The sequence below is a fragment of the Shewanella sp. genome (assembly GCF_048265805.1).
Lineage (GTDB): Bacteria > Pseudomonadota > Gammaproteobacteria > Enterobacterales > Shewanellaceae > Shewanella.
Window position 1 is genome coordinate 75,749 of the sequence record NZ_JBLXAT010000018.1, and the last position, 25,859, is coordinate 101,607.

The 25,859-nt window shown below is 44.6% G+C and carries 26 protein-coding genes; 15 read left to right on the plus strand and 11 right to left on the minus strand.

The annotated features are described in order from the left end of the window. Window positions 1–219: 219 nt before the first annotated feature. The gene (gene gloA, locus ACN0TT_RS13350; RefSeq protein WP_417762638.1) at window positions 220–630 is read left to right on the plus strand and encodes a lactoylglutathione lyase; all 411 of its coding nucleotides are present in this window, start codon (window positions 220–222) and stop codon (window positions 628–630) included. A gap of 372 nt (window positions 631–1,002) precedes the next feature. Here the strand turns inward: gloA and ACN0TT_RS13355 are convergent, their stop codons facing one another. Beyond that, entirely contained in the window at window positions 1,003–3,531 is a 2,529-nt protein-coding gene (locus ACN0TT_RS13355) for a TonB-dependent receptor plug domain-containing protein (protein WP_417762639.1), read from the minus strand. 609 nt (window positions 3,532–4,140) lie between these two features. Further along, window positions 4,141–4,476 (minus strand): Grx4 family monothiol glutaredoxin, encoded by a 336-nt coding sequence (locus ACN0TT_RS13360; RefSeq protein ID WP_417762640.1) that lies wholly within the window; start codon window positions 4,474–4,476, stop codon window positions 4,141–4,143. Window positions 4,477–4,733: 257 nt separating this feature from the next. On the opposite strand from ACN0TT_RS13360, the gene sodB reads away from it, so the two are divergent. The 4 genes from sodB (at window position 4,734) to ACN0TT_RS13380 (ending at window position 10,347) form a co-directional block, all read left to right on the plus strand. Further along, entirely contained in the window at window positions 4,734–5,312 is a 579-nt protein-coding gene (gene sodB, locus ACN0TT_RS13365; protein WP_417762641.1) for a superoxide dismutase [Fe], read from the plus strand. A 244-nt stretch (window positions 5,313–5,556) separates the two neighbouring features. Beyond that, entirely contained in the window at window positions 5,557–7,491 is a 1,935-nt protein-coding gene (locus tag ACN0TT_RS13370; RefSeq protein ID WP_417762642.1) for a PrkA family serine protein kinase, read from the plus strand. 55 nt (window positions 7,492–7,546) lie between these two features. Next, window positions 7,547–8,815, plus strand: a complete 1,269-nt coding sequence (locus ACN0TT_RS13375) for a YeaH/YhbH family protein (protein WP_417762643.1) — start codon at window positions 7,547–7,549, stop codon at window positions 8,813–8,815. Between the two features lie 11 nt (window positions 8,816–8,826). Next, a complete protein-coding gene (locus tag ACN0TT_RS13380; protein ID WP_417762644.1) occupies window positions 8,827–10,347 on the plus strand; it encodes a SpoVR family protein in 1,521 nt (506 codons plus the stop codon). 59 nt (window positions 10,348–10,406) lie between these two features. On the opposite strand, the gene fadR is transcribed toward ACN0TT_RS13380, so the two are convergent. Continuing rightward, the gene (gene fadR / locus ACN0TT_RS13385) at window positions 10,407–11,126 is read right to left on the minus strand and encodes a fatty acid metabolism transcriptional regulator FadR (RefSeq protein ID WP_417762645.1); all 720 of its coding nucleotides are present in this window, start codon (window positions 11,124–11,126) and stop codon (window positions 10,407–10,409) included. 289 nt (window positions 11,127–11,415) lie between these two features. On the opposite strand from fadR, the gene nhaB reads away from it, so the two are divergent. Both nhaB and dsbB read left to right on the plus strand, forming a co-directional pair. Beyond that, window positions 11,416–13,005, plus strand: a complete 1,590-nt coding sequence (nhaB, locus tag ACN0TT_RS13390) for a sodium/proton antiporter NhaB (protein WP_417762646.1) — start codon at window positions 11,416–11,418, stop codon at window positions 13,003–13,005. 88 nt (window positions 13,006–13,093) lie between these two features. Further along, window positions 13,094–13,597, plus strand: coding sequence for a disulfide bond formation protein DsbB (dsbB, locus tag ACN0TT_RS13395; protein ID WP_417762667.1), 504 nt, complete (start codon window positions 13,094–13,096; stop codon window positions 13,595–13,597). A gap of 250 nt (window positions 13,598–13,847) precedes the next feature. Here dsbB and ACN0TT_RS13400 read toward each other — a convergent pair whose 3' ends face one another. From ACN0TT_RS13400 to ACN0TT_RS13410, 3 genes are read right to left on the minus strand one after another with little or no spacing between them, the layout of a single operon-like run. Beyond that, on the minus strand, window positions 13,848–14,291 hold the full coding sequence (locus ACN0TT_RS13400; RefSeq protein WP_417762647.1) for a YcgN family cysteine cluster protein: 444 nt from the start codon (window positions 14,289–14,291) through the stop codon (window positions 13,848–13,850). 26 nt (window positions 14,292–14,317) lie between these two features. Beyond that, on the minus strand, window positions 14,318–15,295 hold the full coding sequence (locus ACN0TT_RS13405; RefSeq protein WP_417762648.1) for a lytic murein transglycosylase: 978 nt from the start codon (window positions 15,293–15,295) through the stop codon (window positions 14,318–14,320). A gap of 23 nt (window positions 15,296–15,318) precedes the next feature. Further along, complete coding sequence (locus ACN0TT_RS13410) at window positions 15,319–15,594, minus strand: YcgL domain-containing protein (protein ID WP_417762649.1); 276 nt, start codon at window positions 15,592–15,594, stop codon at window positions 15,319–15,321. A 119-nt stretch (window positions 15,595–15,713) separates the two neighbouring features. On the opposite strand from ACN0TT_RS13410, the gene minC reads away from it, so the two are divergent. Genes minC through minE form a run of 3 tightly spaced genes read left to right on the plus strand, consistent with a single transcriptional unit; the run spans window position 15,714 to window position 17,479 of the window. Continuing rightward, window positions 15,714–16,385 carry a septum site-determining protein MinC gene (gene minC, locus ACN0TT_RS13415; protein WP_417762650.1) on the plus strand — a complete coding sequence of 224 codons (672 nt, stop codon included), beginning with the start codon at window positions 15,714–15,716 and terminating at the stop codon, window positions 16,383–16,385. 24 nt (window positions 16,386–16,409) lie between these two features. Next, window positions 16,410–17,219 (plus strand): septum site-determining protein MinD, encoded by an 810-nt coding sequence (gene minD / locus ACN0TT_RS13420; RefSeq protein ID WP_417762651.1) that lies wholly within the window; start codon window positions 16,410–16,412, stop codon window positions 17,217–17,219. A gap of 2 nt (window positions 17,220–17,221) precedes the next feature. Next, on the plus strand, window positions 17,222–17,479 hold the full coding sequence (minE, locus tag ACN0TT_RS13425) for a cell division topological specificity factor MinE (RefSeq protein ID WP_238898446.1): 258 nt from the start codon (window positions 17,222–17,224) through the stop codon (window positions 17,477–17,479). Between the two features lie 74 nt (window positions 17,480–17,553). Here the strand turns inward: minE and ACN0TT_RS13430 are convergent, their stop codons facing one another. Then, window positions 17,554–17,811 carry a hypothetical protein gene (locus tag ACN0TT_RS13430; protein ID WP_417762652.1) on the minus strand — a complete coding sequence of 86 codons (258 nt, stop codon included), beginning with the start codon at window positions 17,809–17,811 and terminating at the stop codon, window positions 17,554–17,556. 156 nt (window positions 17,812–17,967) lie between these two features. On the opposite strand from ACN0TT_RS13430, the gene ACN0TT_RS13435 reads away from it, so the two are divergent. Further along, on the plus strand, window positions 17,968–18,402 hold the full coding sequence (locus ACN0TT_RS13435) for a DUF6942 family protein (RefSeq protein ID WP_417762653.1): 435 nt from the start codon (window positions 17,968–17,970) through the stop codon (window positions 18,400–18,402). Window positions 18,403–18,464: 62 nt separating this feature from the next. On the opposite strand, the gene nadE is transcribed toward ACN0TT_RS13435, so the two are convergent. Next, the gene (nadE, locus tag ACN0TT_RS13440; RefSeq protein WP_417762654.1) at window positions 18,465–19,295 is read right to left on the minus strand and encodes an ammonia-dependent NAD(+) synthetase; all 831 of its coding nucleotides are present in this window, start codon (window positions 19,293–19,295) and stop codon (window positions 18,465–18,467) included. Between the two features lie 277 nt (window positions 19,296–19,572). Here nadE and ACN0TT_RS13445 point away from each other — a divergent pair, with 277 nt between their 5' ends. Continuing rightward, window positions 19,573–20,247, plus strand: a complete 675-nt coding sequence (locus ACN0TT_RS13445; protein ID WP_238898442.1) for a response regulator — start codon at window positions 19,573–19,575, stop codon at window positions 20,245–20,247. After that, window positions 20,238–21,587 (plus strand): sensor histidine kinase, encoded by a 1,350-nt coding sequence (locus tag ACN0TT_RS13450; RefSeq protein WP_417762655.1) that lies wholly within the window; start codon window positions 20,238–20,240, stop codon window positions 21,585–21,587. Before ACN0TT_RS13445 ends, ACN0TT_RS13450 begins: the two co-directional genes overlap by 10 nt. Here the strand turns inward: ACN0TT_RS13450 and ACN0TT_RS13455 are convergent. Then, a complete protein-coding gene (locus tag ACN0TT_RS13455) occupies window positions 21,584–22,273 on the minus strand; it encodes a 2OG-Fe(II) oxygenase (RefSeq protein WP_417762656.1) in 690 nt (229 codons plus the stop codon). The two genes, ACN0TT_RS13450 and ACN0TT_RS13455, sit on opposite strands and share 4 nt — an antisense overlap. Window positions 22,274–22,444: 171 nt before the next feature. On the opposite strand from ACN0TT_RS13455, the gene ACN0TT_RS13460 reads away from it, so the two are divergent. Both ACN0TT_RS13460 and ACN0TT_RS13465 read left to right on the plus strand, forming a co-directional pair. Next, window positions 22,445–23,650: an HD-GYP domain-containing protein gene (locus ACN0TT_RS13460; RefSeq protein WP_417762668.1), complete on the plus strand. Its 1,206-nt coding sequence runs from the start codon at window positions 22,445–22,447 to the stop codon at window positions 23,648–23,650. 88 nt (window positions 23,651–23,738) lie between these two features. Next, window positions 23,739–24,050: a DUF3135 domain-containing protein gene (locus ACN0TT_RS13465; RefSeq protein WP_417762657.1), complete on the plus strand. Its 312-nt coding sequence runs from the start codon at window positions 23,739–23,741 to the stop codon at window positions 24,048–24,050. A gap of 33 nt (window positions 24,051–24,083) precedes the next feature. Here ACN0TT_RS13465 and corA read toward each other — a convergent pair whose 3' ends face one another. Beyond that, the gene (gene corA / locus ACN0TT_RS13470; protein ID WP_417762658.1) at window positions 24,084–25,031 is read right to left on the minus strand and encodes a magnesium/cobalt transporter CorA; all 948 of its coding nucleotides are present in this window, start codon (window positions 25,029–25,031) and stop codon (window positions 24,084–24,086) included. 96 nt (window positions 25,032–25,127) lie between these two features. After that, the gene (locus ACN0TT_RS13475) at window positions 25,128–25,478 is read right to left on the minus strand and encodes a hypothetical protein (RefSeq protein ID WP_417762659.1); all 351 of its coding nucleotides are present in this window, start codon (window positions 25,476–25,478) and stop codon (window positions 25,128–25,130) included. Window positions 25,479–25,859 lie beyond the last annotated feature (381 nt).

A 25,859-nucleotide genomic window follows, 5' to 3' on the forward strand; every position in this document is an offset into this window, starting at 1 on the left:
AATTCCGATGCCATACTTGTCTCCGCTTTTTAGCTAGGCTAGGTTTGAATCCATTATTCATCACCCCCTATTTAATTCAACGAAATATTTGCAATAATGTGACCTAAGAAGCATGCTTTTTAAATAAAAATGCGCTAGGGAACATGATTAATTTATCGCCATAAAATGATGTCAGCCGTTGTTTGTCTGACACGACAAAACTAAGGAGTAACTGTCGTAATGTCTCAAGTACTACATACTATGATCCGCGTGGGTAACTTAGAGCGTAGCATCGAATTCTATACTCAAGTCATGGGCATGAAATTACTGCGCCAATCAGAAAACCCACAATATAAATATAGCTTAGCGTTTGTTGGCTATGGTGATGAAAAATCAGGCGTGGCCGTTATTGAACTGACCTATAACTGGGGCACAGAGCAATATGATATGGGTAATGCCTTTGGACATATCGCCATCGGCGAAGCAGACATTTATGCACGCTGTGAAGCTATTGCTGCCGCAGGCGGCAAGGTAGTGCGTGCTCCAGGCCCAGTTGCAGGTGGCACCACTGAAATCGCGTTTGTGGAAGATCCTGACGGCTACAAAATCGAATTGATCCAGATGAGCTCTGCTGAGCATGGCTTAGGTTAAACCTAGTCGATAAAGTATCAGCCACCTGCCCTGCCGGGTGGCTTAATTTAATCTTTCCCGATTCACTCTTCATTCCTCAACATACATTCGTTTAAGTCGCCCCCCAACGGCAACCCCATAACACCTGTAAGCATAATCGTCCGCAACAGCGTCTACCTTTTTTTAGAGTGCATTAACGCTGTTATTCAGAGATACAAGCGGAACGGCGTTCTCTGCGGATTTTATGAACGGTGAGCGATGATGAGCAAAGCCAAGAAACGCAGAGTAAGTATTTATGCTCTGCCTACAATGATGCACATATTGACCAGATTGAATACCGCAGATAAAAAAATCCCCAGCAAGCTGGGGATTTTCACTAAGCACTAACCTAAATTAGAACTTGTAAGTTACGTTACCGTAAATTTGGCGACCAACTACGTCGTAAACTTCTGGAGAAGTACCGCCGTCGCTGCCGTTAGATACCCATGATGGCTTCTCGTCGGTGAAGTTTTTAACACCGGCAGACAAGCTCAGGTTATCAGTAAAGTGGTAAGTACCCACGATGTTGTGATAGAACACGCTATCTGCAGTATCTACGTAATCAACACCTTCGTCGTTATATTCGTCATCCATAGAGTCGATATAACGGTTGTAGTACATTACGCTCCAGTCATCTTGTGAAACTGTGATGCTTAAGTTGTTACGCCATTTAGCATAACCACCAAAGTTACCGTCTACAGTACCTTCGTAGTCAACACCGTCTTGCTCATAACCGATCAGGTAAGTAGCGTCGTTGTTGATGGCCCAGTCCAGACCCAAAGCTTCAAACTTGTAGTTAACGTTGATATCAACACCACTAGTTTTCACAGTACCAACGTTAGTCAGTGCCGCGGTCAGGTTAGTCAGGTTACCATCAGCAGTAACGTTGATAACTGAACACGCCGCTGAGTCGCCACCGAAACATGCATTCAGGTTATCTTGAACATCGACACGAGTGATCGCGTCAGTGATGTTAAATTTCCAGTAATCGACAGTTGCAGAGAAACCATCCAAGAAGCTTGGAGAGTAAACCAAACCAGCAGTAAATGATTCTGACTCTTCTGGTTTCAGATCTGGGTCTGAAGAGTAGTTAGTCAGGATCTGTGCGTCTTGCTCGTTACCCCATGGATCTGTCAGGTAATCGTAAGAACCTGAGTTACCACCAAACAGTTCACTTACGTTAGGTGCACGGAAACCAGTTGCAGTCACACCACGCAACATCAGGTCATCAGTGACACGGTAAGTCAGCCCCACTTTCCAAGTAGTCGCTTTACCGAACGTGTCGTACTCGTCGTAACGGAATGCAAAGTCACCAGTCAGCTTTTCAGTGAACGGTACGCTAACTTCTTGATAGAAAGAGATTACATCGTAGTGACCAGAAGTTGGGTCTTGTTGCGCTGCTGTACTTTCACCAGCTACGATGATTGGATCTGGATCGTAAGAACCTTTCTCATAACGGTATTCTGCACCGACTGCGAAGCTTACTGCACCAGCGCTTACTTGGAACAGATCGCCGCTCAGGTTAGCTTGAACGTCATGCTGTTCGTTACTACCTTTGTTGGTTTCCATGTAGCTGATAGCATTGATGTCATCCGCAGGGATTGCACCGCCGTAGAACCATGCATCTTGGTTTGCGTAAATGGCGTTTGACATCCAAGAAGCATTGATAGAGTTAGCGGTACCACTGGTTGCTTCGTTTTTACCGTAAGTGTAGGAAACGTCCCAAGTCATACCATTACCGATATCTGTATAACCTTGCAGGTCAACAGAAGCACGGTAGGTATCAGTATCTTGAGAATAGATACGCGGACCAACTTCGTTGGTACGACGACGATAGTTAACTACGCCATCTTCCGCAGTAATGCCCGCAGCGGTCATTCCTGAATCTAAAGTGATACAGTTGCTAGTGACATCTGCAGTACAAACAGCCAAATCTAAGTCAGCAGGCTGCGCCGCCATCTGTTGGTTAGATTTACGCTTGGTGTACAACAACTCACCAGACAACACCATGTCATCACCCAACTCTTGGGTCATGTTAGCAAACAAGCTGTAGCGCTTCGATGGTGTTTGGAAGTAGCTGTCTTGGGTGTAGTCGTAACCGTAGTCTCGATCATACCAAGTACCATCAGCAGCTGCACGCATACCACCCAAAGTCCCTTCAGGGATGAATGAGCTCGCACCTGGAGTCACCCAGTCACGATCGCCTTGGATTACGCCGTTACGCTTAGAGAATGCTGCTCCGATGGTGTAGTTACCACCGTTATCTGTGTTGAAACCATACAGTCCACTCAGTTCGTAAGTTTGACCATCACCTTTATCGGTAGTTGAAGATTTAGCATCCAGTTGGAAGCCTTCAAAATCTTTCTTGGTGATGATGTTAACTACACCAGCGATTGCGTCAGAACCATAAACTGCAGAAGCACCGTCTTTCAGAATTTCTACACGTTGGATCATGGCAACAGGGATAGTAGTCAAGTCGACTGCACTATCAGCACCAGTTCCTGAACTCACCATACGGCGACCGTTCAACAATACTAGAGTACGCTGTGCGCCCATACCGCGTAGGTCAACTTGTGCAGTACCGCCTGAACCATTATTAGAAGTAGCCCCCAGAGCCGCACCAGCCATTGAGGTTTGGTCTTGCAGCAGTTGGTCTACAGAGGTGTAACCTTGCGCAGTAATCGCTTCAGCGCTGATAGAGGTTACTGGAGAAGCTGTTTCCATATCCTGACGTTGAATACGGCTACCTGTAACTTCGATACGTTCTACTTTGTCTGCACCGTTGTCAGCTGCAATAGCTGATACTGATGCAAAGCTGCTGCCTGTTGCAGCAGCTACCAACGACCATTTAACGGCCGACGACAGCTTGTTGAATTTAAGCATCCAAAACTCCCTTACTTCTTCATTTTTGGCTATTAGTCTCTAGGCAGTAAGCTGACCAAATCTAATATTTATTCAAAGCACTTTTTGTGCTGGGGGTAGATACTGTCGTGACAGGCAAGAATCGTCAATGCTCTCATTTTTTTTACATAGCGAATAAAGTGTTTAATTATTGTTTATTTTGTTTAGTGAAAATGTTTAATAAAACATTTACCCCCAATAAAAACCATGAAAAAGATTAAATATCGAACTAAAAAAGCAAATATCCCAAAGTTTCAGAAGTTGCATCGCGTTTAATACCGCACATTTAATTAACACAAGTTTCTTTGTAAATTAATGTAAAGAACATATTGATCTTTTAACAGCATATCAGCTTAAAATATGAGCAACACACTTAACGTCATGAATATAATAGATTTTATAATTACCCATTAAGAAACGCTTTAAGTTTAATAATTCTTTGCTTGACAAATTATTAACACTCGTTTTTTAACCTTTACCTATGCGTAGATCGTTACCAAATGAGAAATGTTACTTTTTTAAGGTACAACTACAAAAACAAAACAAATAAAAAAAGGGCCCTGAGGCCCTTAATATTCATGGAGTATTAAATTACTCTGCTTCTTTTTTATACTTTTCAGCAGTTTCTTTAATTAACGTCTGTAGCTCACCTTTCTGATACATTTCAGCGACGATGTCACATCCACCGATCAGTTCTCCCTCAACCCATAATTGTGGGAAAGTCGGCCAATTTGCATATTTAGGCAGTTCAGCACGGATGTCTGGGTGCTGCAGAATATCCACATAGGCAAACTGTTCACCCATGTTGATCATGATTTGAGCGACTTGCGAAGAAAAACCACAGCTTGGCAATTTAGGCGACCCTTTCATGTAAACGATGATTGGGTTTTCTGTGATTTGTTGTTTGATTTTTTCTACGGTTTCCATATTGATTCCTGAATGTTGAGCACTTAGCACAAGACATATACCATTGTACGATACTGCGCAGCGGAACAAAAACCTACATTTTGTATGGCTTTTATATGTGGTTTTAATAGTATAAGAGCATCAACTCAATCGCTATTTTCGAATGTTGCGTAACAGCGATGGACGACAAACAATGATGCATATCACAAAAAAATCAGTACAATGTATCGCAGTGAGCAACGTCAAGAATGATTAACCAAGTCAATGGAGAGATTACTATGGCTTTCGAATTACCCGCATTACCTTATGCAAACGACGCACTGGAACCACACATTTCTAAAGAAACCATCGAGTACCACTATGGCAAGCATCACAACACTTATGTGGTGAACTTGAACAAACTGGTTGAAGGTTCTGATCTTGCTGGTAAGTCTCTTGAAGAAATCATCAAGTCTTCAACTGGCGGCGTATTTAATAACGCTGCTCAAGTTTGGAACCACACCTTCTACTGGAACTGCTTAAGCCCTAATGGCGGCGGTGCAGCAACTGGTGCTATCGCTGATGCAATCAACACAGCGTTCGGTTCTTTTGAAGCATTCAAAGAAGAATTTACTAAAAGTGCTATTGGCAACTTCGGTTCAGGCTGGACATGGTTAGTTAAGAAAGCTGACGGTTCTGTTGCTATCCACAACACCTCAAATGCTGGTTGTCCGCTGACTGAAGGTGTGACTCCACTGCTGACCGTTGATGTATGGGAACACGCTTATTACATCGATTATCGTAATGCACGTCCTAACTACCTGTCTCACTTCTGGGAACTGGTTAACTGGGACTTTGTGAACAAAAGTTTTGCTTAATGCAATAGTTCATACTTGCTGAGGAGCCCATTTGGGCTCCTTTTTCTTTACCGCTACTGCTCATTTCCCCTGCCATCAATTCGCCGATCATTTCATTCGCAACAGTTGCTAATGCAACTATTTCTTATTGTTTTTTCTCCATTTTTTTGACAAACACCACAAAAAAGTGTCTAAGATTAAACAGAGGTAAACACAAAAACGAGTTTCCTTCCAAAGATAAGCTTGGCGTTTTAGGGGGTTTAAGATGGGTATATTCGAACATTACCAGCAACGCTATGAGAAGAAACTACAAGAAGAATATTCACTTCAAGAGTTTCTCGACATATGCAAAAAAGATCGCACCGCTTACGCATCCGCAGCCGAAAGACTGCTTATCGCTATTGGAGAGCCAGAAGTTATTGACACCTCCAAAAGTCCGGTGCTCAGCCGTATTTTTTCTAACCGCGTTATTGCACGCTATCCTGCATTCAAAGACTTTTATGGCATGGAAGAAGCCATTGAGCAGATTGTCTCTTACCTCAAACACTCGGCTCAAGGCTTAGAAGAGTCTAAACAGATACTCTACTTGTTGGGACCCGTTGGCGGTGGTAAATCCTCTTTGGCCGAAAAACTCAAAGCATTGATGCAACATGTTCCCATTTACGTGCTATCGGCTAACGGTGAACGTAGCCCAGTAAACGATCATCCATTCTGCCTATTTGATCCAGAAGAAGATGGCAAGCTGTTAGAAAAAGAATATGACGTTCCACTGCGCTACTTAAAAACCATCATGTCGCCATGGGCGATTAAACGTTTACATGAATTCGGCGGTGATATTTCCCAGTTCAAAGTGGTCAAAGTCTTTCCATCGGTGTTAGACCAAATTGCGGTAGCCAAAACTGAACCTGGTGATGAGAATAACCAAGATATCTCTGCCCTCGTCGGCAAGGTAGATATCCGCAAACTTGAACATTATGCGCAAAACGATGCAGACGCTTATTCATACTCTGGGGCACTGTGTCTGGCAAACCAAGGCTTAATGGAGTTTGTGGAGATGTTTAAGGCGCCGATCAAAGTGCTACATCCACTACTTACAGCCACCCAAGAAGGTAACTATAACGGTACCGAGGGATTATCTGCGCTGCCCTACTCCGGCATAATTTTGGCCCACTCAAACGAGTCCGAATGGAGTACCTTTAGGAACAACAAAAACAACGAGGCGTTTCTTGATAGGGTTTACATCGTTAAAGTGCCTTATTGTTTACGTGTGTCGGAAGAAGTAAAAATCTACGAAAAACTCATCAGCAACTCTGAGTTAGCGGCGGCTCCATGTGCGCCAGGAACCATCGAAACGCTTGCGCAATTCAGTGTCCTGTCACGGATAAAGAATCCAGATAACTCATCCATTTACTCTAAAATGCGTGTCTATGATGGCGAAAGTCTGAAGGATACTGATCCTAAAGCGAAATCTTTCCAAGAGTACAAAGATTACGCTGGCGTAGATGAGGGCATGGTTGGCCTGTCCACCCGTTTCGCCTTCAAAATTTTGTCGCGAGTGTTCAACTTTGATAGAACTGAAATCGCAGCTAACCCAGTGCATTTATTCTACGTACTGGAAAAGCAAATTGAGCAAGAGCAGTTCCCAAACGACATCGCCGACCGTTACCTAGAGCACCTAAAAGGCTACTTGATCCCTAAATATATCGAGTTCATCGGTAAAGAGATCCAAACAGCCTATCTGGAAAGCTATTCCGAATATGGTCAAAATATCTTTGACCGTTACGTAACCTATGCCGACTTCTGGATCCAAGATCAAGAGTATCGAGATCCAGAAACAGGCCAATTGTTTGACCGCGCGGCACTTAACGCAGAGTTGGAGAAAATTGAAAAACCAGCTGGGATAAGTAATCCCAAAGATTTCCGCAATGAAATCGTTAACTTTGTCTTACGTGCTCGCGCCAATAATGACGGTAACAACCCTAACTGGACTAGCTATGAAAAGCTGCGCACAGTGATTGAGAAGAAAATGTTCTCTAACACTGAAGATTTGCTGCCAGTCATTTCATTTAACACCAAAACATCGACTGAAGATCAGCGAAAACATGATGACTTCGTCAACCGTATGATGGAAAAGGGCTACACCCAAAAACAGGTCCGCCTACTATCTGAATGGTATCTGCGAGTCAGAAAGTCCTCGTAGTCCCTAATCGGGTTCAGCACAGTGCCGAACCCGCTGTTTGCTTTGGGAGGTGCGTATGGCGAACTTCATCGACAGACGGTTGAATGCCAAAGGCAAAAGTACGGTCAACCGCCAGCGGTTTATTAACCGCTATAAACAACAGATCAAAAAAGCGGTGAGTGATGCCATCACTCGTCGTAGCGTCACGGATATCGATAAGGGCGAAAAGATAGGTATTCCTACTCGGGATATCAGCGAACCCGTATTCCACCAAGGTCAAGGTGGCGTGCGCGAACGCGTACATCCAGGTAATGACCAATTTACCCGTGGCGACCAAATCGAACGTCCACCAGCAGGAGGTAGTGGTGGCGCAGGCCAAGGTGAAGCATCCAACAGTGGTGAAGGCGAAGACGACTTCGTATTTCAAGTGTCTAAAGATGAATATCTAGAGCTGTTATTTGAAGATCTTGAGCTGCCTAATCTGCAACGTAATCGTCTTAACAAGTTGGTGGAATACCAAACCTACCGCGCCGGCTTTACCAATGATGGCGTCCCAGCCAATATCAACATTGTACGCTCACTGCGTTCATCATTAGCACGGCGCACCGCAATGAGCGCTGATAAAAAACGCCAATTGCGTGCCTTAGAAGAGGAGCTAAAAACACTTGAAGGTACCGCAGGTGCCAGCGCAGAGCTGATAATAACGCTACAAGAACAGATTGAAGCGCTAAAAGCCAAAATCGCTAAAGTGCCGTTTATTGATACTTTTGATTTGCGCTTCAATAACTTTGCTAAGCGGGAAATCCCCACCAGCCAAGCGGTCATGTTTTGCCTCATGGATGTCTCTGGCTCAATGGACCAAGCAACTAAGGAGATGGCTAAGCGCTTCTATATCTTGCTGTATCTGTTTCTCACTCGAACTTACAAGAATTTAGAAGTGGTCTACATTCGCCACCACACCCAAGCAAAAGAAGTTGATGAGCATGAGTTTTTCTACTCGCAGGAGACCGGCGGCACCATTGTATCGAGTGCATTGAAGTTGATGCATGAAATTCAGCAAGCCCGCTACCCTGCGGACGAATGGAATATCTATGCCGCACAAGCGTCAGATGGCGACAACTGGGCGGATGATTCGCCACTCTGCCATCAGATATTAGAAAAACAGATCCTGCCGATGGTGCGCTATTACTCTTACATTGAGATCACCAATCGACCTCATCAGACGCTATGGCGCGAATATGAGCAGTTAACTGAAAAGTTTGACAACATGGCGGTACGCAATATTCGCCAAGTGGAAGACATCTATCCGGTGTTTAGAGAGCTTTTCAAGAAACAGGCTGTTTAAGGGGAAGTGTTATGGTGAAATCCAAAAAGCGACAACCACTGAGTGATGGCCCTGAATGGACGTTTGATTTGCTCGAGCAATATGAAACTGAAATAGCGCGCGTAGCAGATCATTATCGGCTGGATTACTACCCCAACCAGATTGAGATCATCACCGCTGAGCAGATGATGGATGCCTATGCCAGTGTGGGGATGCCTATTGGTTATACGCACTGGTCGTTTGGCAAACGTTTTATTGAAACTGAGCAAGGCTACAAACGTGGGCAGATGGGGTTGGCGTACGAGATTGTGATTAATTCCGATCCATGTATCGCCTATCTAATGGAAGAAAACACTATCACTATGCAAGCTTTGGTAATGGCCCATGCTTGCTATGGGCATAATAGTTTCTTCAAAAGCAACTACCTATTCAGAACATGGACAGATGCCAGCTCCATTATTGATTATTTAGTGTTTGCCAAAAACTACATCCGTCAGTGTGAACAAAAGTATGGTTCGCGTGAAGTAGAAGCGATCATCGACTCGTGTCATGCATTGATGAACTATGGTGTCGACCGTTACAAGCGTCCAAGCGAAATTTCATTTGCCCAAGAGCAAGCGCGTCAAAAAGAACGCGAAGAATATCTACAATCGCAAGTCAACGACTTGTGGCGCACTATTCCAAGCAAACCCACCGCAGAAGCCGAGAAGCAAAAAAAACGTTTTCCGAGTGAACCACAGGAAAACATTCTGTATTTCTTTGAGAAAAATGCGCCACTACTAGAGCCGTGGCAACGCGAGATCATTCGTATTGTACGCAAGTTAGGTCAATACTTTTATCCGCAACGTCAAACTCAGGTGATGAATGAAGGCTGGGCAACCTTTTGGCACTACACCATTCTTAATCACCTGTATGACGAAGGACTACTCACCGACCGCTTTATGATGGAATTTTTGCAAAGTCACACCAACGTGGTCATGCAACCGTCGTATAACAGCCCCTACTACAGTGGCATCAACCCATATGCGTTGGGCTTCAATATGTTTTGCGATATTCGCCGAATATGTGAGCAGCCTACTGAGGAAGACCGTTACTGGTTTCCAGATATTGCAGGCAGTAATTGGTTGGATACCTTGCATTTTGCAATGCAGAACTTTAAGGATGAAAGCTTCATCAGCCAGTATCTATCGCCAACAATGATCCGCAAATTCAAACTGTTTGGGGTGTTAGATGACGAGAGTAAGGAGCATTTAAGTATCTCCGCTATCCACGATGAACAAGGCTACCGAGAAATCCGACAGATTTTGTCCGCTCAATATAACTTGTCGGTCAACGAGCCAAATATTCAAATTTACGATGTTGATGTGAATGGTGACCGTTCATTAACGCTGAGATATATCCCTAGCCGAGGTATCCCACTCGCCAACAGTCGTAATGAAGTGATTAAGCATCTCTATCGCCTGTGGGGATTTAAAGTAACATTAGAGCAACAGAATGACGATGGTACGGTTAAGGTTATCGCCCAATGTCCTGAGGTGAAAGCCTCTGCATAACGGCCATTAAAGCATTCAAATAGAAAAAGACCGCTTTTCAGCGGTCTTTTTAATGTGTTCTATTGATTATCTTGCGCCATATCGAGCGGCATATCATCACGTAACTTTTGCCACATAATGCCACTGTCTTTGCCGTAGGTACGCATCAACGCAGGCACTTCACTGTAATCACCACGCTGAGCAAGAATTTCTAACTCTCTGTAGAAAGACAACGCTAAGTGACGCGCTTCTGAGCTGCCGAAATAGTATCGGCCAACCTTAGCGTATAACCCTTTAAAGCCATTAAGGATCAGCACATACAGCGGATTACCGGACGAAAAAGCCAATGTATGATGCAGTTTATAATCAAACTCTGCATATGACTCCGCATTATCTTCAAGGTCATGCAATCCGGCCAACACGTCTACAGCAATCTGTGGGCTATTACGTAATGCACCACGGAAATAAATCGCGCTGATATTGGTGCGCGCCGATAACAGTTGATCCACCAGCAGCGGAAAACCTTTTGGGTTCAAATCTGCAATTGTCTCAAGAATATTAAGTCCTGAAGTCTCCCAGAAGTTGTTCACACGCGTAGGTTTACCATGTTGAATAGTCAACCAACCATCACGCGCTAAACGCTGTAACACTTCTCTCAACGTCGTACGAGTTACGCCGATTAACTCTGACAGTTCACGCTCAGCGGGTAAAATTGACCCAGGCGGAAATTTATTTTCCCAAATTGAACGAACAATATATTTTTCTGCGAAACTTGCCGGCCCTTTGGCATTGATGATCATTAGCCTGATTTTCCAACACAGCCATTAATTTATGCAACTGATCATACCAGAGGCAAAAAAAATGGAAACCTCTTGTTAATGTGACAATAGTCAACTTTGCATGAACTAAAGCACAAACACCGATAATGATGCAATTTCAAGCTCATTTATCGCATTTTTGAGCAGATGTCGCGTTTTTTAGTTACGCTACGCGGCTTAGCCATGACAGCGATATCAGCTTTGCGCTAGACTGATTGAATGACAAAAATATGCGCTTTTTGACGATATACAACAACTTGGAGAAGAAAACATGCCGATGTCGCTAGGGCAGGCTTTTATAAGCAACTTTCTTGGGAATTCACCCAAGTGGTACAAGCTAGCAATTTTATGCTTTCTGGTAATTAATCCCATTGTTTTCAACATCCATCCCTTTGCCGCTGGATGGTTATTGGTAGCTGAATTTATCTTTACGTTGGCCATGGCATTAAAATGCTATCCGCTGCAGCCAGGGGGTATCCTTGCCATTGAGGCTGTCATCATTGGCATGACCAGTCCATCGCAAGTACTGCATGAAATTGAAGCAAACTTAGAAGTGTTACTGCTACTGATTTTTATGGTGGCTGGTATCTACTTCATGAAACAACTACTGCTGTTTGTATTCACCAAGATTATTACCAAGATCCGCTCTAAGCTCACCGTATCATTAATGTTCTGCTTAGCTTCAGCCTTCTTGTCGGCATTCTTAGATGCACTAACCGTGATTGCGGTAATCATTACCGTCGCGGTCGGTTTCTACTCTATTTATCACAAAGTGGCATCAGGCAAAGGCTTTACTGATGATCATGACCATAACGATGATGGCAACGACCAACTGAATGAACAGGAATTGGAAGATTTCCGCGGCTTCTTGCGTAATCTGCTGATGCACGCTGGTGTGGGTACCGCATTAGGCGGCGTATGCACCATGGTGGGTGAACCACAAAACTTGATCATCGCTGCTCAGGCTAACTGGCACTTTGGCGAGTTTGCTATCCGCATGTCGCCCGTCACAGTCCCTGTGTTCATCTGCGGTATTTTAACCTGCATGCTGGTTGAAAAATTCCATATCTTTGGTTATGGCGCTAAATTACCAGATGCCGTGCACAAGATTCTGGTAGATTTTGCTGACCATGAAGATAAAAACCGCACCAGCAAAGACAATATCAAGCTGATTGTACAAGCCTTAGTGGGAGTGTGGCTGATTGTAGGTTTAGCATTGCACTTGGCGTCTGTAGGTTTGATCGGCTTGACCGTTATCATTTTAACCACCTCTATCAATGGTATCACCGATGAACACGCTATCGGTAAAGCATTCCAAGAAGCACTGCCATTCACTGCGTTATTAGCCGTGTTTTTCTCTATTGTGGCCGTAATCATTGATCAACACCTGTTTGCCCCAGTCATCCAATGGGCACTTAACCATGAAGGCAATACCCAGTTAGTTATTTTCTATATAGCTAACGGTATTCTGTCCATGGTAAGTGACAACGTGTTTGTAGGCACTGTGTACATCAACGAAGTCAAAGCTGCGTTGCTTAACGGTCAAATTACCCGTGACCAATTTGACTTACTAGCTGTGGCTATCAACACCGGTACCAACCTGCCATCAGTCGCTACCCCTAACGGCCAAGCTGCGTTTCTGTTCTTGCTGACCTCAGCACTGGCACCGTTAATTAGACTGTCATACGGTCGCATGGTATTAATGGCGTTGCCATATACGATTGTACTGACGATTGTCGGTATCATTACTGTGCAATCAGGTTTCCTAGAATCTGCGACACAATACTTCTATGATAGCCACGTGATTCTGCATCACTCGGCGAAAGAAGCATTGAGTCAAGCAGGAGCTGTAGCTCACTAATAGCTTTTGGAACTAATAGAATAAGTTCAAGTCAAACAAAAACGCCCGCTGTAAATGGGCGTTTTTTTATGGAGATATTATGTTGTCGATGTTTAAGGGATTTACACAATCTCGACTCAGTTGGGGCATATTGTTGCTAAGCGGTATGGCGTTAGAGCTGGCAGCGTTATTCTTTCAGTACGTGATGAAGCTAGATCCTTGCATTATGTGTATTTATCAACGTGTTGCGGTACTCGGGTTAGTATTAGCTGGAGTGATCGGTTTACTTGCGCCTACTGTCTGGCTAGTCAGAGTCTTAGCCGCCGCGGTGTGGGCAATTAGTGCTGGTTGGGGACTTAAGCTGGCGTACGAGCTTGATCAGATGCAAACCAACCCCAATCCATTTGCAACCTGCTCCTTTATGCCTGACTTTCCGAAATGGATGCCTTTGCATGAATGGTTGCCATCCGTGTTTATGCCAACAGGCATGTGTACTGATGTACCTTGGACATTTCTTAATGTCACCATGGCGCAATGGATGATTGTCATCTTTGTTGGTTTTTTAGCAGTGCTCTTATTGTTTCTGCTGCCGCTACTAAGCCGTCAACGTTAATAAAAAGCCTGAGATTGTCTCAGGCTTTTTACTTATTTGTATCCCATCCTGAAATACGTTGTCATAAAGAGGACTTCTTTATGACAACATCTATTTGGCTCAAGCGCTACCCGCACACGAGAGCGTTACCACCTTAGCTTTAAAATTAGGTGTCATAGAGTGTTGAATGGCTTAAACAGCGCCACTATTGTGCTTTGGCATTTAGAGCAACTGCATTAGTTCTTGTCCGAAAGCTCGCCCAAGCCTGCGCTTATTCAATATCCAGCAGCGGCCAAACCACGATGTAATCTTCCACCTCACGCACTTTCGCTTCACTCACAATTTTGCCTTTTACCGAGATCCCTTTCTTATGCATTAGCTTTTTGTCACCGCTAATCAACGGATGCCAGCTAGCAAGGCCTCGTCCTGCATGTAAACGGCGATAGGCACAGCTATCAGGCAGCCAAGTCAATTGGGCAATATTATCCTTGGTAATTGCAGTGCATTGAGGCACAAACTGAAAGCGGTTACTGTAATGCAAACATTGGCAATCTTTTTTAGACAACAACTTACATGCTACGTTGGTGTAGAACAGTTCATCAGTATCATCATCAATTAACTTATTCAAACAGCACTTACCACAACCGTCACATAACGATTCCCACTCTTCAGCGGTCATTTCTGACAGGGATTTTACTTCCCAGAAAGGTTTCATCAATTTCTTACTTCTATATCAATCTTTTATTCAACACCGAGCTTTTTAAGTCGCTCAGATAGGTGCACCATCGCCAATACTAGGTAGTGATCGGCATGCAGCGCATATAAGGTTCGATAGTTCTGATACACCATGTATTGTCGCCCATTTGCACCATCAGGCATCAGCAATGAAACTTGCATATCGCTGCGGTTAGGCAGCTCACCGCCATCGTAACGGGTCACCCCCGCCTTTTGCCAAGCATCAAAAGTCTTTTGAATAGCAAAACCGGTATCGGCTAATAACGCTGCAGGCGCCTTAACTTGGCGTCCCCACGTCTGCGAATCATCCCAGCCATTGGCATGTAAACAACTTGCAGCAGAGGCATAGATATCCAGAGCACTGTGCCACATATCAATAGTGCCATCGGTATCACCATCAACCGCGCAACCCAACAACATGCTGGCACGCAGCTTAAGTGGCCCGATAGTGCCATCTCTATCGGCAAGTAAGGTATCAAAAGAATAACGCCCATCAGCGATCAGCTTTACTCCGTCGACGTACTCCCTTGCAGCAGACTCGTCCCCTTCATAGGCCGATGAAGCGACAACAGATAACAGTGGATAAACACCGTTTCCAGTCCCCGTTTGGTCAATAGCGCCAAGCATAGCCCATTGCGCCAAAATAAACCGTGGTTGAACCCCATATTGATGAGATAACTTCAAGAACGTATCTTTATGCTGTTGATAAAGCTGAGTCGCTGCATTTACTTTGGCATCTGATACCATCGCTGGAATATATTGCTCTAACGAGGCATAACTGGCCTGCTTCACCGTTGCACGTCGAAATAACTTTGTTTGTGCACCAAGCTCATCGACTAACTTGGCGTCAACACCTTCATTTTTTGCTTGGGTCAACAGCGATGGTAAGAATTGCTCGAAACTTTGGGCACTAGCTTGCAAAGGCAGTAACAAAGACACTGTTACACCGATAGCACACCAAATGCCCATTAATCTCGATCTCATGCTGTTCCCCTCAAAAAACATCTCTATGACACGCCGTTTGACTGCTGGTGTTCCTTAAGCAAGTTTATCTGAGGTGGCGGTAATTGCAGATAAAAACCTTGCTCAGCCAAAGCTGCTTTGACTTTATTAATATCGGCAAAGCCTAAATGATCGCGTTTTTCTATGGGAAGCAACATCACCAATTTTGGTGTACCAAACACCTCCATCAGAGACGCTGGCACATCATCAAATTTCTCTTTTTGCTTGATGAACAAGTAGGTATCCGCTTTTCGGAGACTTTTATACACTGCACAGATCATAAGTACACCAATTCCTGAGCTTTAAACTTGCTAGTAAAATGCCGTCATTATAACATGTTCGACCATCGTAACCGCATGTTAATGAGTGCAGAACTCAAATTACGGAGCACTTCGCCAGGATGCAAAAAGCCGTGTTGGAGCTGAAAGGATCGTCTTTCACATTGTCCGTACTTCACATCAACAGTAAAGACCTCGATCGCCTACTAACAGAGTTAGACGCTAAGCTGGCTCAAGCACCGCAATTCTTTGTTAATGCGCCTCTCGTGTTAAACCTTGCCAAGGTTGCTGATGATATGCCTGATCTTGAAGCGCTGAAACAAGCGCTTCGCCAACGTAACCTTTTTGTCGTAGGGGTGACAGGCATAGCCAAGGCCGATATGGCAGCCGCATTGAAACTGCCACTGATAAAATCGGGAAAAGATCGCCAAAGCGCGCCAGCTAAAACTGCAGTATTACCGCGAACTACCAAAATAGTTAAACAGAATGTGCGCTCAGGTCAGCAGATCTACGCCGCCAATGCTGATTTAATTGTTTTCGGAGCGGTAAGCAATGGAGCTGAGGTGATTGCCGATGGTAGTATCCATATCTATGGCACCCTAAGAGGCAAAGCAATGGCAGGTGCTCAAGGCGATAACCATGCCGTTATTATCGCTAAGACATTATCTGCTGAGCTAGTATCAATTGCTGGCAATTATTGGCTGTCTGACAATATACAAGAACACACTAACGGTTCAGGCGCATGCGTACGCTTGGACGGTGAATCATTAATAATAGAAGCACTGCCGCTATAAGGCAGAGACGAAGGATAGACATATATGGCACAAATTATTGTGGTCACTTCAGGTAAAGGCGGCGTTGGAAAAACCACCTCCAGTGCCGCTATTGCTACCGGACTCGCACTTAAGGGACACAAAACGGTTGTTATCGATTTTGATATCGGTTTACGTAACCTCGACCTCATCATGGGATGTGAACGTCGAGTCGTATATGACTTCGTCAATGTGATTAATGGCGAAGCTAATCTCAACCAAGCACTTATCAAAGACAAGCGCTGCGACAAATTGTTTGTTTTGCCAGCTTCTCAAACACGCGATAAAGATGCCTTAACCAAAGAAGGTGTCGGCAAAGTGTTGGAAGATCTTAGTAAAGATTTCGACTACATTTTATGTGACTCTCCTGCGGGGATTGAAACTGGCGCCATGATGGCGTTGTATTTTGCCGACGTAGCGATTGTAGCCACCAACCCTGAAGTCAGTTCAGTGCGCGATTCGGATCGAATTTTGGGGATGTTGCAAAGCCGGAGCCGTCGCGCAGAACAAAGCTTAGAGCCAGTAAAAGAGTATTTATTACTAACGCGTTATGCACCTACTCGTGTAAAAACCGGAGAGATGTTGAGCGTTGAAGACGTGCAGGAAATCTTAGCGATTCCGCTACTTGGTGTGATCCCTGAATCGCAGTCAGTCCTTAAAGCGTCAAACTCTGGTGTGCCAGTGATTGTTGATCAGCAGAGCGATGCTGGCCAAGCATATGCCGACGCAGTAGAGCGCTTATTAGGCGCCGATGTGCCATTGCGCTTCGTCGCTGAAGAGAAAAAAGGTCTTTTGAAACGTATATTTGGTAGCTAACTATGTCCTTACTCGACTATTTTAGAAGCACGAAGAAAAGCAACACTGCCGCCACGGCCAAAGAGCGCTTGCAGATTATTGTTGCCCATCAACGTTCGCAGCGTGGTGACCCAGATTATCTGCCTTTGATGAAACAAGAGATCATCGAAGTGATCCGCAAATATGTACATGTGGACGAAGATCAAGTTTCGGTCGCGCTGGACCAAAATGATGACAACTTGTCTGTGTTAGAGCTCAATATCACTTTGCCGGAGCGCTAGCATTACCTTCCATTATCAAAACAATAAAAAAGCCACCCTAAGTGGCTTTTTTATCTTAATGAGTTTGCTTGCTTTTAGGCTTCAAACTTCACTAAATCAAACTCAGCAATATCAGACAAACGCGTAAAGGTTAAGCCGTCAATTTTAGCGGTAGGAATACGACTTCGAGGATCTGCTTTATTGACAGAAGGATAGAAAAAACCGCTCGCGTCGACATAACCTTTCGCCCGACTGTTGCTTTTAAGCTGTTCGTAAAACAAGCCATTGACGAAGAACCCTAAGGGGTGTCGTTGGCCTTTAGCCATCAAGCTGTATCGAATGTTCTCTTCCAATTCAACCTCCTTTTAAATCGGTAATAACACAAGCCGCTAAAATAAAGTCTAGTCAACTAACACAACTAACGCCGCCGCTTGTCACTTTTAATGTAGAATTTGTGATGGTAAGCAAATATTGACCAACCATAACTCCACAACATAAACGGAACCTTAATGATCATCGGTAATCCGCATGCCAGTAACTGCGTCTATTTACCCCATATTCCAGTTGTGCCCAACAAATGGCATTGGCAACAACAAGATGCAATGCAACAACTACTGACGGCTAACAGCAATCATTGGCGAAAAATTTGGGTCATTAGTGCCAAAATACTTGATGATACGAGTGATTGGCGACAATTTTTACAAACATGTCTGCTGCAACAATGCTGCTTTTACTGCGATGAGCCAACACTGCACTCAACAGCTAAGTTACATTTTTATAGTGGCCAAGCGATAGCGGAACAAATGAGTGGTAAATCGTTAGTGAATAACCTCAAACAGCGTTTAGCACAAGATGATAGTGGCCACTGGCACCTGCCCTATTTTGATTACCGTCAATTCCCCAACGCACTTATCGAATCACTAAGACAACGATTATCAAAATGATAAATCCACCGCGCCAAAGAAAATGCCGCGATTGTTAGCGGCATTTTCTTCACGATAAACAATTAATCGTAAATCGTTGGAATGGGCTTACGCTTATGCTGCGTCGCCTTATAAATACTAATCAATTTATCTTCCACTGCGGCAGGCACCTCTTTACCTTCAAGGAAGTCATCGATTTGATCGTAGCTGATCCCTAACGCGACTTCATCCTCAAGGCCGGGATTATCTGACTCTAAATCTGCGGTTGGCGCCTTATTAACCAAAACTTCAGGCGCACCAAGATACGCAGCTACTTGGCGGACTTGACGCTTATTCAAACCAAATAATGGCGTCATATCACAAGCGCCATCGCCCCACTTGGTATAGAAACCGGTGATATTTTCCGCACTGTGGTCTGTGCCCACAACTAACCCACCAATCAAGCCCGCAATATCATACTGAGCAATCATACGCATACGCGCTTTTACATTGCCTTTGACGAAATCGACTTTACTGGCAGAGGGTAATTCAACCCCAGCGGCACTCATTCCCGACAGCACTTGATCATGTACCCCTTCAACGCCAGCGTGGACATTCACCGTCACAATCTTACTAGGGCGGATAAACTGCAACGACAACTGTGCTTCGTCTTCATCACGCTGCTCCAAATATGGCAAACGCACTGCAATAAACTGGTAGTCTGCAGACCCTGCTTGCTCATTTAGCGCCTCGACAGCCAACTGACATAAGCGACCAGCTAGCGAAGAATCGATACCGCCACTAATCCCTAATACTAAGGCTTTACTTTTGGCTTCTAGCAACTTGGACTTTAGAAACGCCACTCGACGTTCGACTTCAAATGCAGGTTCAATCGCCTGCAGCACTTTCATTTCTCTTAAAATCTGTCCTTTCACGGCGGGGCTCCATCTCACTTTTAAAATAATCTAACTACTGCCGCGCGCATGAGCGGTAGCAAGCATAATTGTCATAAGATGGCTAACAAGATACCAATTATTTATAGGAGTGAACAGCCATCGCACGGGCTAGTTGCCCTTACACGAAATGGATGTACATAATTTCTGCCACACGCGTCAGCCACAGTTAAGTAACTGGAATTTAAGATAACTGCCATTGGCAATTTCTATGATTTCACCATAAACTGATGCCGCAACAATAAAGGACAAAGACATTATGAGAATACTAGTTGTTGAGGATGACCCATTACTGTCACATCACTTAAAAGTTCAGTTGAGTGAACTAGGCAACCAAGTACAGGTAGCCGCCACTGCGAAAGAAGGATTTTATCAAGCAACTGATTACCCTATTGACGTTGCTATTGTCGACCTTGGGTTGCCAGACCAAGACGGCATCTCATTGATTAAGCAGTTACGCGACGCCGAACTGAAAGCGCCTATTTTGATCTTAACCGCGCGTGTTAACTGGCAAGACAAAGTCGAGGGCCTAAATGCTGGCGCAGATGATTACTTGGTGAAACCCTTCCAGAAAGAGGAACTGGTGGCACGATTAGATGCGTTAGTGCGTCGTAGTGCGGGCTTTGTTAAACCTGTAATCAACAGTGGCGAATTGTCGCTGGATTTGGCAGCCAAACAGGTGACTATGAGTGGTGAGTTGATGGATATCACCGCATTTGAATACCAGATCCTTGAATATCTGATGCGCCACAATCATGAGGTTGTTGCTAAGCAACGCCTGCTAGATGTGATCTACGGTGATAAAGAAGGTGACCCAAATACCATTGAAGTGATGGTAAGCCGACTCCGCAAAAAACTTACCCGCGACGGTATTGAGAATCCTATCATCACCATTCGCGGCCAAGGATATAAATTTAACCTCCCATGCGAATAGCCATGAGACCGAAAAAACGCCTACTTACGCGAATGTTCCTGACATCTTTGTCAATTATCGCGTTGGTAGGCTTTGGCTTAGCATGGATGGTCAACATTCTACATGCGCAAAACAGCTATAACGAAGAAACAGCGAAACTTATCGCTGAGATCCCGCAAGTAGCAGCAGAGTTGCGCGAGCATGACTTGATCCCAGATACCAGTGCTTGGCTGGAAGAGAACAATACCCAGCAGTCTTATGTGATGGCGTCCTGTGACGACCAGTTCAAGCAGATCTGGACCTCTGCCTTAGCGGTGGATCGTGGCTTATTTGATATTTGCGAACGCTTTAACAGTATTCGCGATGACATTCCCCCTTACTTTTTAAGCATGAATGACCAGCGAGGTTATTTTGCTTACCTGCTTTCTGTTGATATTGCATCGATTCACTACAACTTATTGGTGTTGAAAGATGCGGAGAAAATCCAACAGGAATCGAGCAAATTTGCCAAGCGTACCTATTTGCGTCTAGCACTGGTACTCGCGCTAGCATTGCTACTGCTAGTCAGTGCCGCTTATTGGGGCATGCAGCCGCTTGGCCGTATGCGCAATGAACTTAAGGCGATTATTCAAGGCCGTAATCAGTCACTTTCTAAGGGCTATCCCGTTGAGCTAGAAGGCATCACGCAAGCGCTCAACGAGCTTATCCGTCAATCGGGTGAACAACAACAGCGCTATCAAAATGCAATGAACGACCTTGCTCATAGCTTAAAGACTCGGTTAGCGGCGGTGCATGCCATTACTGATGACCAAAACCTCAACCGCAAAGAGATGGCGGAAAAGGTGATGGAGCAAGTAAGCCAGATGGACCATTTGGTAAAATACCAACTGAAGCGCGCCATGTTAGGCCGTAAAGGGCTTAAAAAAGAAACCACTATGATTGAGCCCTTAATCAATCAATTGTCACAGATGCTCTTCAAGGTATATCGGGACAAAAACGTAGCCTTTACCGCTAACGTCAGCCCCGAGCTAGCCTTTCCTGGTGAACAAGGGGACTTAATGGAGCTCGTCGGCAATTTGATGGAAAACGCGTTCAGGCTATGTATCTCTACGGTACTAGTAACAGCGACTAAATATAAAAACATTCTCGAGATAATTGTTGAAGATGACGGTCCTGGTGTCGATGAGTCGCTCCGAGAAAAAATTACTCAGCGTGGTGTACGTGCAGATACGCGCTCTTCTGGTCAAGGGATCGGTTTAGCCGTTTGCCAAGAGATTGTGGACAGCTACGGCGGCACCTTAACCATCGAACAGTCCGAGCTTGAAGGTGCCTTGTTCAGAATTACGATTCCCCTGCTTTAACTACGATATAGTTGTTCTGCCCGATTAAACATTATCCATGACGTGGCAATATATTTATCGTTACTGATAGGTACATTGCCACGGTGAGTATGAGTAAATCCAGCCGGCGCGATAACGACAGTGCCCTTACTTGGCCTAACTTGACGCTGCTGATAATAAAACTCAGTCTCGCCCCCCTCCGCAACATCATTTAGATACACCATAAATAATGCGACTCGGTGCAGCGCCTCACTCTGCCCCAATTGAGGATACTGCTCTGAATGCCAATGCGGATAACCACCCTGCCCTTGAGAATATTTTTGGATATTAATGTTACCGCTACGATAAAGATACTTAACCAAGCTATCCAAGCGATTTGCGCCCAATGTGCCATAATTTTCATTGTATAAGGTAACGACTTGGCCCGATAAATCGGCAACTTGGACAGATACAGCGCCCATAAGCGCCATAGAATATTTATCGAAGTACTGGCAAACGCAGGGAAACACGCCTGTTAATAGTTCATCGCGAATAGAGGCGAGTTCACCGTGATGTTCCAACGTAAGATCGAAGCTAAATTTCTTACTCCGATCAACGCCATGGCCAGTCTGCCCCGCGGCAACCGAAGGATGAGCGTTAAATATCGTGATTAACCGATCACAAAGGGGGTCGGATATTGCGTTAGGGAAAACTTCGATAAAATCCATTGTAGAGATATTGTTAATCCATGATGAGCGTATGCTGACATCAACGCTCCTATGCAGTAAAGATACATAATGCAAGCAAACATTTATTTACCATCTAACAAAAAATAGTGGCCTATGGGTAATAGTCGTTTCGTTTCAGTACAGTAATTACAAGTCGGAAACTATGTTCGACTGCCGGTCGCATGGAAAGATCATCCCTTTCTTTTCAGCAGTTTTCGGCTCAAGCAGCAAGCACAGATTGAACTGATAAAAAAACTAGGCATTGATTCGGTTTATGTGGATATCGACAAAAGTGATGTACCGCCGCTAGAAACGCCAGCTGAAGCGGCCACAGCAGCGAACGATGTAACAGAGCTTGAACAGCTGCATCAACAGATGGAGCATAACAAGACCGAGCAAATTGAAGTCCTGCGAAAAATGCGTCGAGATCTTAACAAAGCCGAAGAGAGTTTTGATCGTTCCTTGGCACGAATGCGCAGTCTTATAAACAAATTACGCTCACGTCCGCTCAATGCCGTACAAGAAGCACAAGAGCTCGTCGCCGATATCACTGAAGAGTTACTTGCATCAAGTAACCTTGTGCTGCACCTGATGTCTGATCAGAAAAAAGATGATGGCATCTATTACCATTCGCTCAACGTCGCAGTACTGTCAATGCTTGTAGCGAAGGAGCTTGAATGGCCGCGCCAGGATATCGAATTTATTGGGCTTGGCGCCTTGTTTCACGATGTCGGTAAACTGAAATTGCCAAGCCAGATATTGCGAAAACAGGAAGCCCTTACCGCACCAGAGCAGAATTTATTGAATCAACATCCAGTACTTGGCAAAGAATTCATCAAACTGGCCAATGACTTCCCAGAGCAAGCGATGGAAGTGATTCTGAATCACCATGAATACCTTGATGGTACAGGCTCGCCAAGGGGACTCAAGGCTGAAGATATCTCTCAAATAGCCCAACTCGCGGCAGCGATTAATCAATATGATGTGCTATGTCATCCTACCGTTGCCAACTCAGTTGCTCGCACACCTTATGCAGCCTTAGGCTACCTATATAAATATTCTAAAGGAAAGCTAAATCAAGAATTCATTGGAAAGATGATCAAGCTATTAGGAATTTACCCACCAGGATCGGTAGTTGAACTCACATCCGGACAGTTTGGCATAGTCATGTCAGTCAATCTAAGTAAACTGCTTCTGCCAAGGATTCTGGTCTACGACCCAATGGTGCCCAAAGATCAAGCTCCGATAATTGATCTTGAATCAGAAGGGTTACAAATCACTCGTTGCATACAACCCAATGCCCTACCGGAGAAGATCTACAAATACCTCAATCCACGGGAACGAATTAGCTATTACTTCGGCAGCGAGACGCAATAGAAGAAAATATGCTCAATAGTAAAAATCAGCTACGCTTAAATAAAGGCGGAGCTTATGCTCCAAGACAACCAAGGATGGGAGGAGCACTATGGCTGAATTACCTGATTTTGATACCTTGATGTGGATGGCGCAGCATTCACCAGAAGAGCTCGATAAACTGCAGCAGAATTTATCTGAAGAACTCATCAGTAGCGCTGGCAAAAACGCATGGCAGTTGCGTGCCGTTAACCAACACCTAACCCATAAACTCGCCCGCTGCTCAAATCCATATCAGCGCTGCATAACCACAGTGACGCTCATGCGCAACAAGTTTGATTCGCTCGCACAAGTGCTGCAAGATCCAGAACACTTCCGTAATAACATGGCGCAGGTACTGCCCTTTAAACGCAAAAGCGCCTAACCATAGGCGCTTAGCGATATGTCAACGTAAAGGCTAGAGCCAACCCTTGCGCCTAAAGAACAGATATGTGCCTGCGGCACTTGCCAACATAAGCACAATCGCTAACGGATAACCGACAAACCAATCTAACTCCGGCATATGCTTAAAGTTCATGCCGTAGCTACTGGCAATCAACGTCGGAGGCAGAAACACCACTGCGGCAACCGAGAAGATTTTGATAATCTTATTCTGCTGTAAACCACTAAAGCCCATGGCTGCATCCAGCAAGAAGTTCAATTTATCAAATATGAATTGACTATGTGGCATCAGAGACTCGATATCCGATAGCATCTCACGCATATCTTTAATCTCCTCTTCCAGCATCTCATGCCGGTAATATTTCTGCATATAACGTAGTGAGCGCTGCGTATCGAGCAAACTTAGACGAATTTTACCATTCGAATCTTCCTGCAGGGTAATCATGCGGAAGATGTCATCAAGTTCATCACTTTCAAACACTTGCTGACTTACGTTCTCCAGCACTGTATACACATCTTCAATTAAGTCTGATAGATATTCTACTTTGAGGTTAAACAACTCAAGGAACAGGCCCTGTGGCGTCTTGACATCGATTCGTCCTAATCGTAGATAGTTACGAAGTAGACGGATCAAGCCAACATCTTCTTCACGGATGGTCAGTAGGAAGCTAGTACGTAAGTTAAATGATACGTTTACACCACGAACGTCTTGCCCTACCCGCTGTGGGAACAGTGAGTTGATGTGCAGGCCGTCGCTATTCTGATAGAAACGTGCCGAAGCCTCAATCTCGTTAATATCTTCTTCGTCAGGCACTTCCTCCACCGAATACTTAGCTAGCCAATCACGCTCGCTATCGTCTGGCCGATAAAGATCAAGCCACAAGGTATCTTCTGGAATGGCATCTTCTGCAGATAGTTCGATGATTTTAAGCTGCTGATGCTGGTAAATGTAAGCTGTGATCATAAAACCTCCTAGCAGCAGGTGAAGATGTGGAAGTACGAAGTGCTGCTAGTTTAACTGATTAATTCGGAAAGAAAAGTTAATACAAAAATATTAAAACTAAGGCGCAATTTCCACCCGTTCCTGCTGCGATAACCTGATAGTGATACCATCAACAGTCACTATTTTATTGTCACTAATATCGCGTTTACGAACGGTATAGGTCTCAGTAGTACCATGTTGTGGCGACCCTATGGTCACTTGCACTTGCTCAAAGCCCAACCACCACTGCCAACCGACAATGATGGCCGCAACCAACAATAAAACCACCGCTACTGTTGCAGTAACCTTCTTATTATAGAAACTCGGCGCGGGTGAGGTATTGACTATTTGGTTAGCGGACTGGCGCTTAGCTATCACTTTCCAACCAATAACTACCACTAATAATGTCACTAACAGCTTTGTCAGCATGCTCTTTACCCTAGCCAAATTACGCGAAGAACCCGCATTGTAACATATTGAATAGCTGCTTTATTTGATAAAGATGACGAATAGCCAAACACTAAGAAACCTTAACGGAACTAGGCATTATGGAAGTCTGTATCTATAGATTACTCATAAAAGGGCAAGGTAATGATGCTCGCAGGCTCTAATACTTCATGAGCTCAAGCGACAGATCGGACCATGCCTGTTACGCGTAGCGGTTACCCGATGCTACTGATTGGAATGCCGTAAAGCAAAAAGGCCACCCCTTAGGATGGCCTTTTTTAAATTAGGCGTCTGGCGATGACCTACTCTCACATGGGGAAGCCCCACACTACCATCGGCGCGATTGTGTTTCACTTCTGAGTT

Coding starts and splice junctions, on each gene's coding strand:
- gloA (WP_417762638.1), top strand. CDS start 220: ATGTCTCAAGTACTACATACTATGATCCGCGTGGGTAACTTAGAGCGT.
- ACN0TT_RS13355 (WP_417762639.1), bottom strand. CDS start 3,531: ATGCTTAAATTCAACAAGCTGTCGTCGGCCGTTAAATGGTCGTTGGTA.
- ACN0TT_RS13360 (WP_417762640.1), bottom strand. CDS start 4,476: ATGGAAACCGTAGAAAAAATCAAACAACAAATCACAGAAAACCCAATC.
- sodB (WP_417762641.1), top strand. CDS start 4,734: ATGGCTTTCGAATTACCCGCATTACCTTATGCAAACGACGCACTGGAA.
- ACN0TT_RS13370 (WP_417762642.1), top strand. CDS start 5,557: ATGGGTATATTCGAACATTACCAGCAACGCTATGAGAAGAAACTACAA.
- ACN0TT_RS13375 (WP_417762643.1), top strand. CDS start 7,547: ATGGCGAACTTCATCGACAGACGGTTGAATGCCAAAGGCAAAAGTACG.
- ACN0TT_RS13380 (WP_417762644.1), top strand. CDS start 8,827: ATGGTGAAATCCAAAAAGCGACAACCACTGAGTGATGGCCCTGAATGG.
- fadR (WP_417762645.1), bottom strand. CDS start 11,126: ATGATCATCAATGCCAAAGGGCCGGCAAGTTTCGCAGAAAAATATATT.
- nhaB (WP_417762646.1), top strand. CDS start 11,416: ATGCCGATGTCGCTAGGGCAGGCTTTTATAAGCAACTTTCTTGGGAAT.
- dsbB (WP_417762667.1), top strand. CDS start 13,094: ATGTTTAAGGGATTTACACAATCTCGACTCAGTTGGGGCATATTGTTG.
- ACN0TT_RS13400 (WP_417762647.1), bottom strand. CDS start 14,291: ATGAAACCTTTCTGGGAAGTAAAATCCCTGTCAGAAATGACCGCTGAA.
- ACN0TT_RS13405 (WP_417762648.1), bottom strand. CDS start 15,295: ATGAGATCGAGATTAATGGGCATTTGGTGTGCTATCGGTGTAACAGTG.
- ACN0TT_RS13410 (WP_417762649.1), bottom strand. CDS start 15,594: ATGATCTGTGCAGTGTATAAAAGTCTCCGAAAAGCGGATACCTACTTG.
- minC (WP_417762650.1), top strand. CDS start 15,714: ATGCAAAAAGCCGTGTTGGAGCTGAAAGGATCGTCTTTCACATTGTCC.
- minD (WP_417762651.1), top strand. CDS start 16,410: ATGGCACAAATTATTGTGGTCACTTCAGGTAAAGGCGGCGTTGGAAAA.
- minE (WP_238898446.1), top strand. CDS start 17,222: ATGTCCTTACTCGACTATTTTAGAAGCACGAAGAAAAGCAACACTGCC.
- ACN0TT_RS13435 (WP_417762653.1), top strand. CDS start 17,968: ATGATCATCGGTAATCCGCATGCCAGTAACTGCGTCTATTTACCCCAT.
- ACN0TT_RS13445 (WP_238898442.1), top strand. CDS start 19,573: ATGAGAATACTAGTTGTTGAGGATGACCCATTACTGTCACATCACTTA.
- ACN0TT_RS13450 (WP_417762655.1), top strand. CDS start 20,238: ATGCGAATAGCCATGAGACCGAAAAAACGCCTACTTACGCGAATGTTC.
- ACN0TT_RS13455 (WP_417762656.1), bottom strand. CDS start 22,273: ATGGATTTTATCGAAGTTTTCCCTAACGCAATATCCGACCCCCTTTGT.
- ACN0TT_RS13465 (WP_417762657.1), top strand. CDS start 23,739: ATGGCTGAATTACCTGATTTTGATACCTTGATGTGGATGGCGCAGCAT.
- corA (WP_417762658.1), bottom strand. CDS start 25,031: ATGATCACAGCTTACATTTACCAGCATCAGCAGCTTAAAATCATCGAA.
- ACN0TT_RS13475 (WP_417762659.1), bottom strand. CDS start 25,478: ATGCTGACAAAGCTGTTAGTGACATTATTAGTGGTAGTTATTGGTTGG.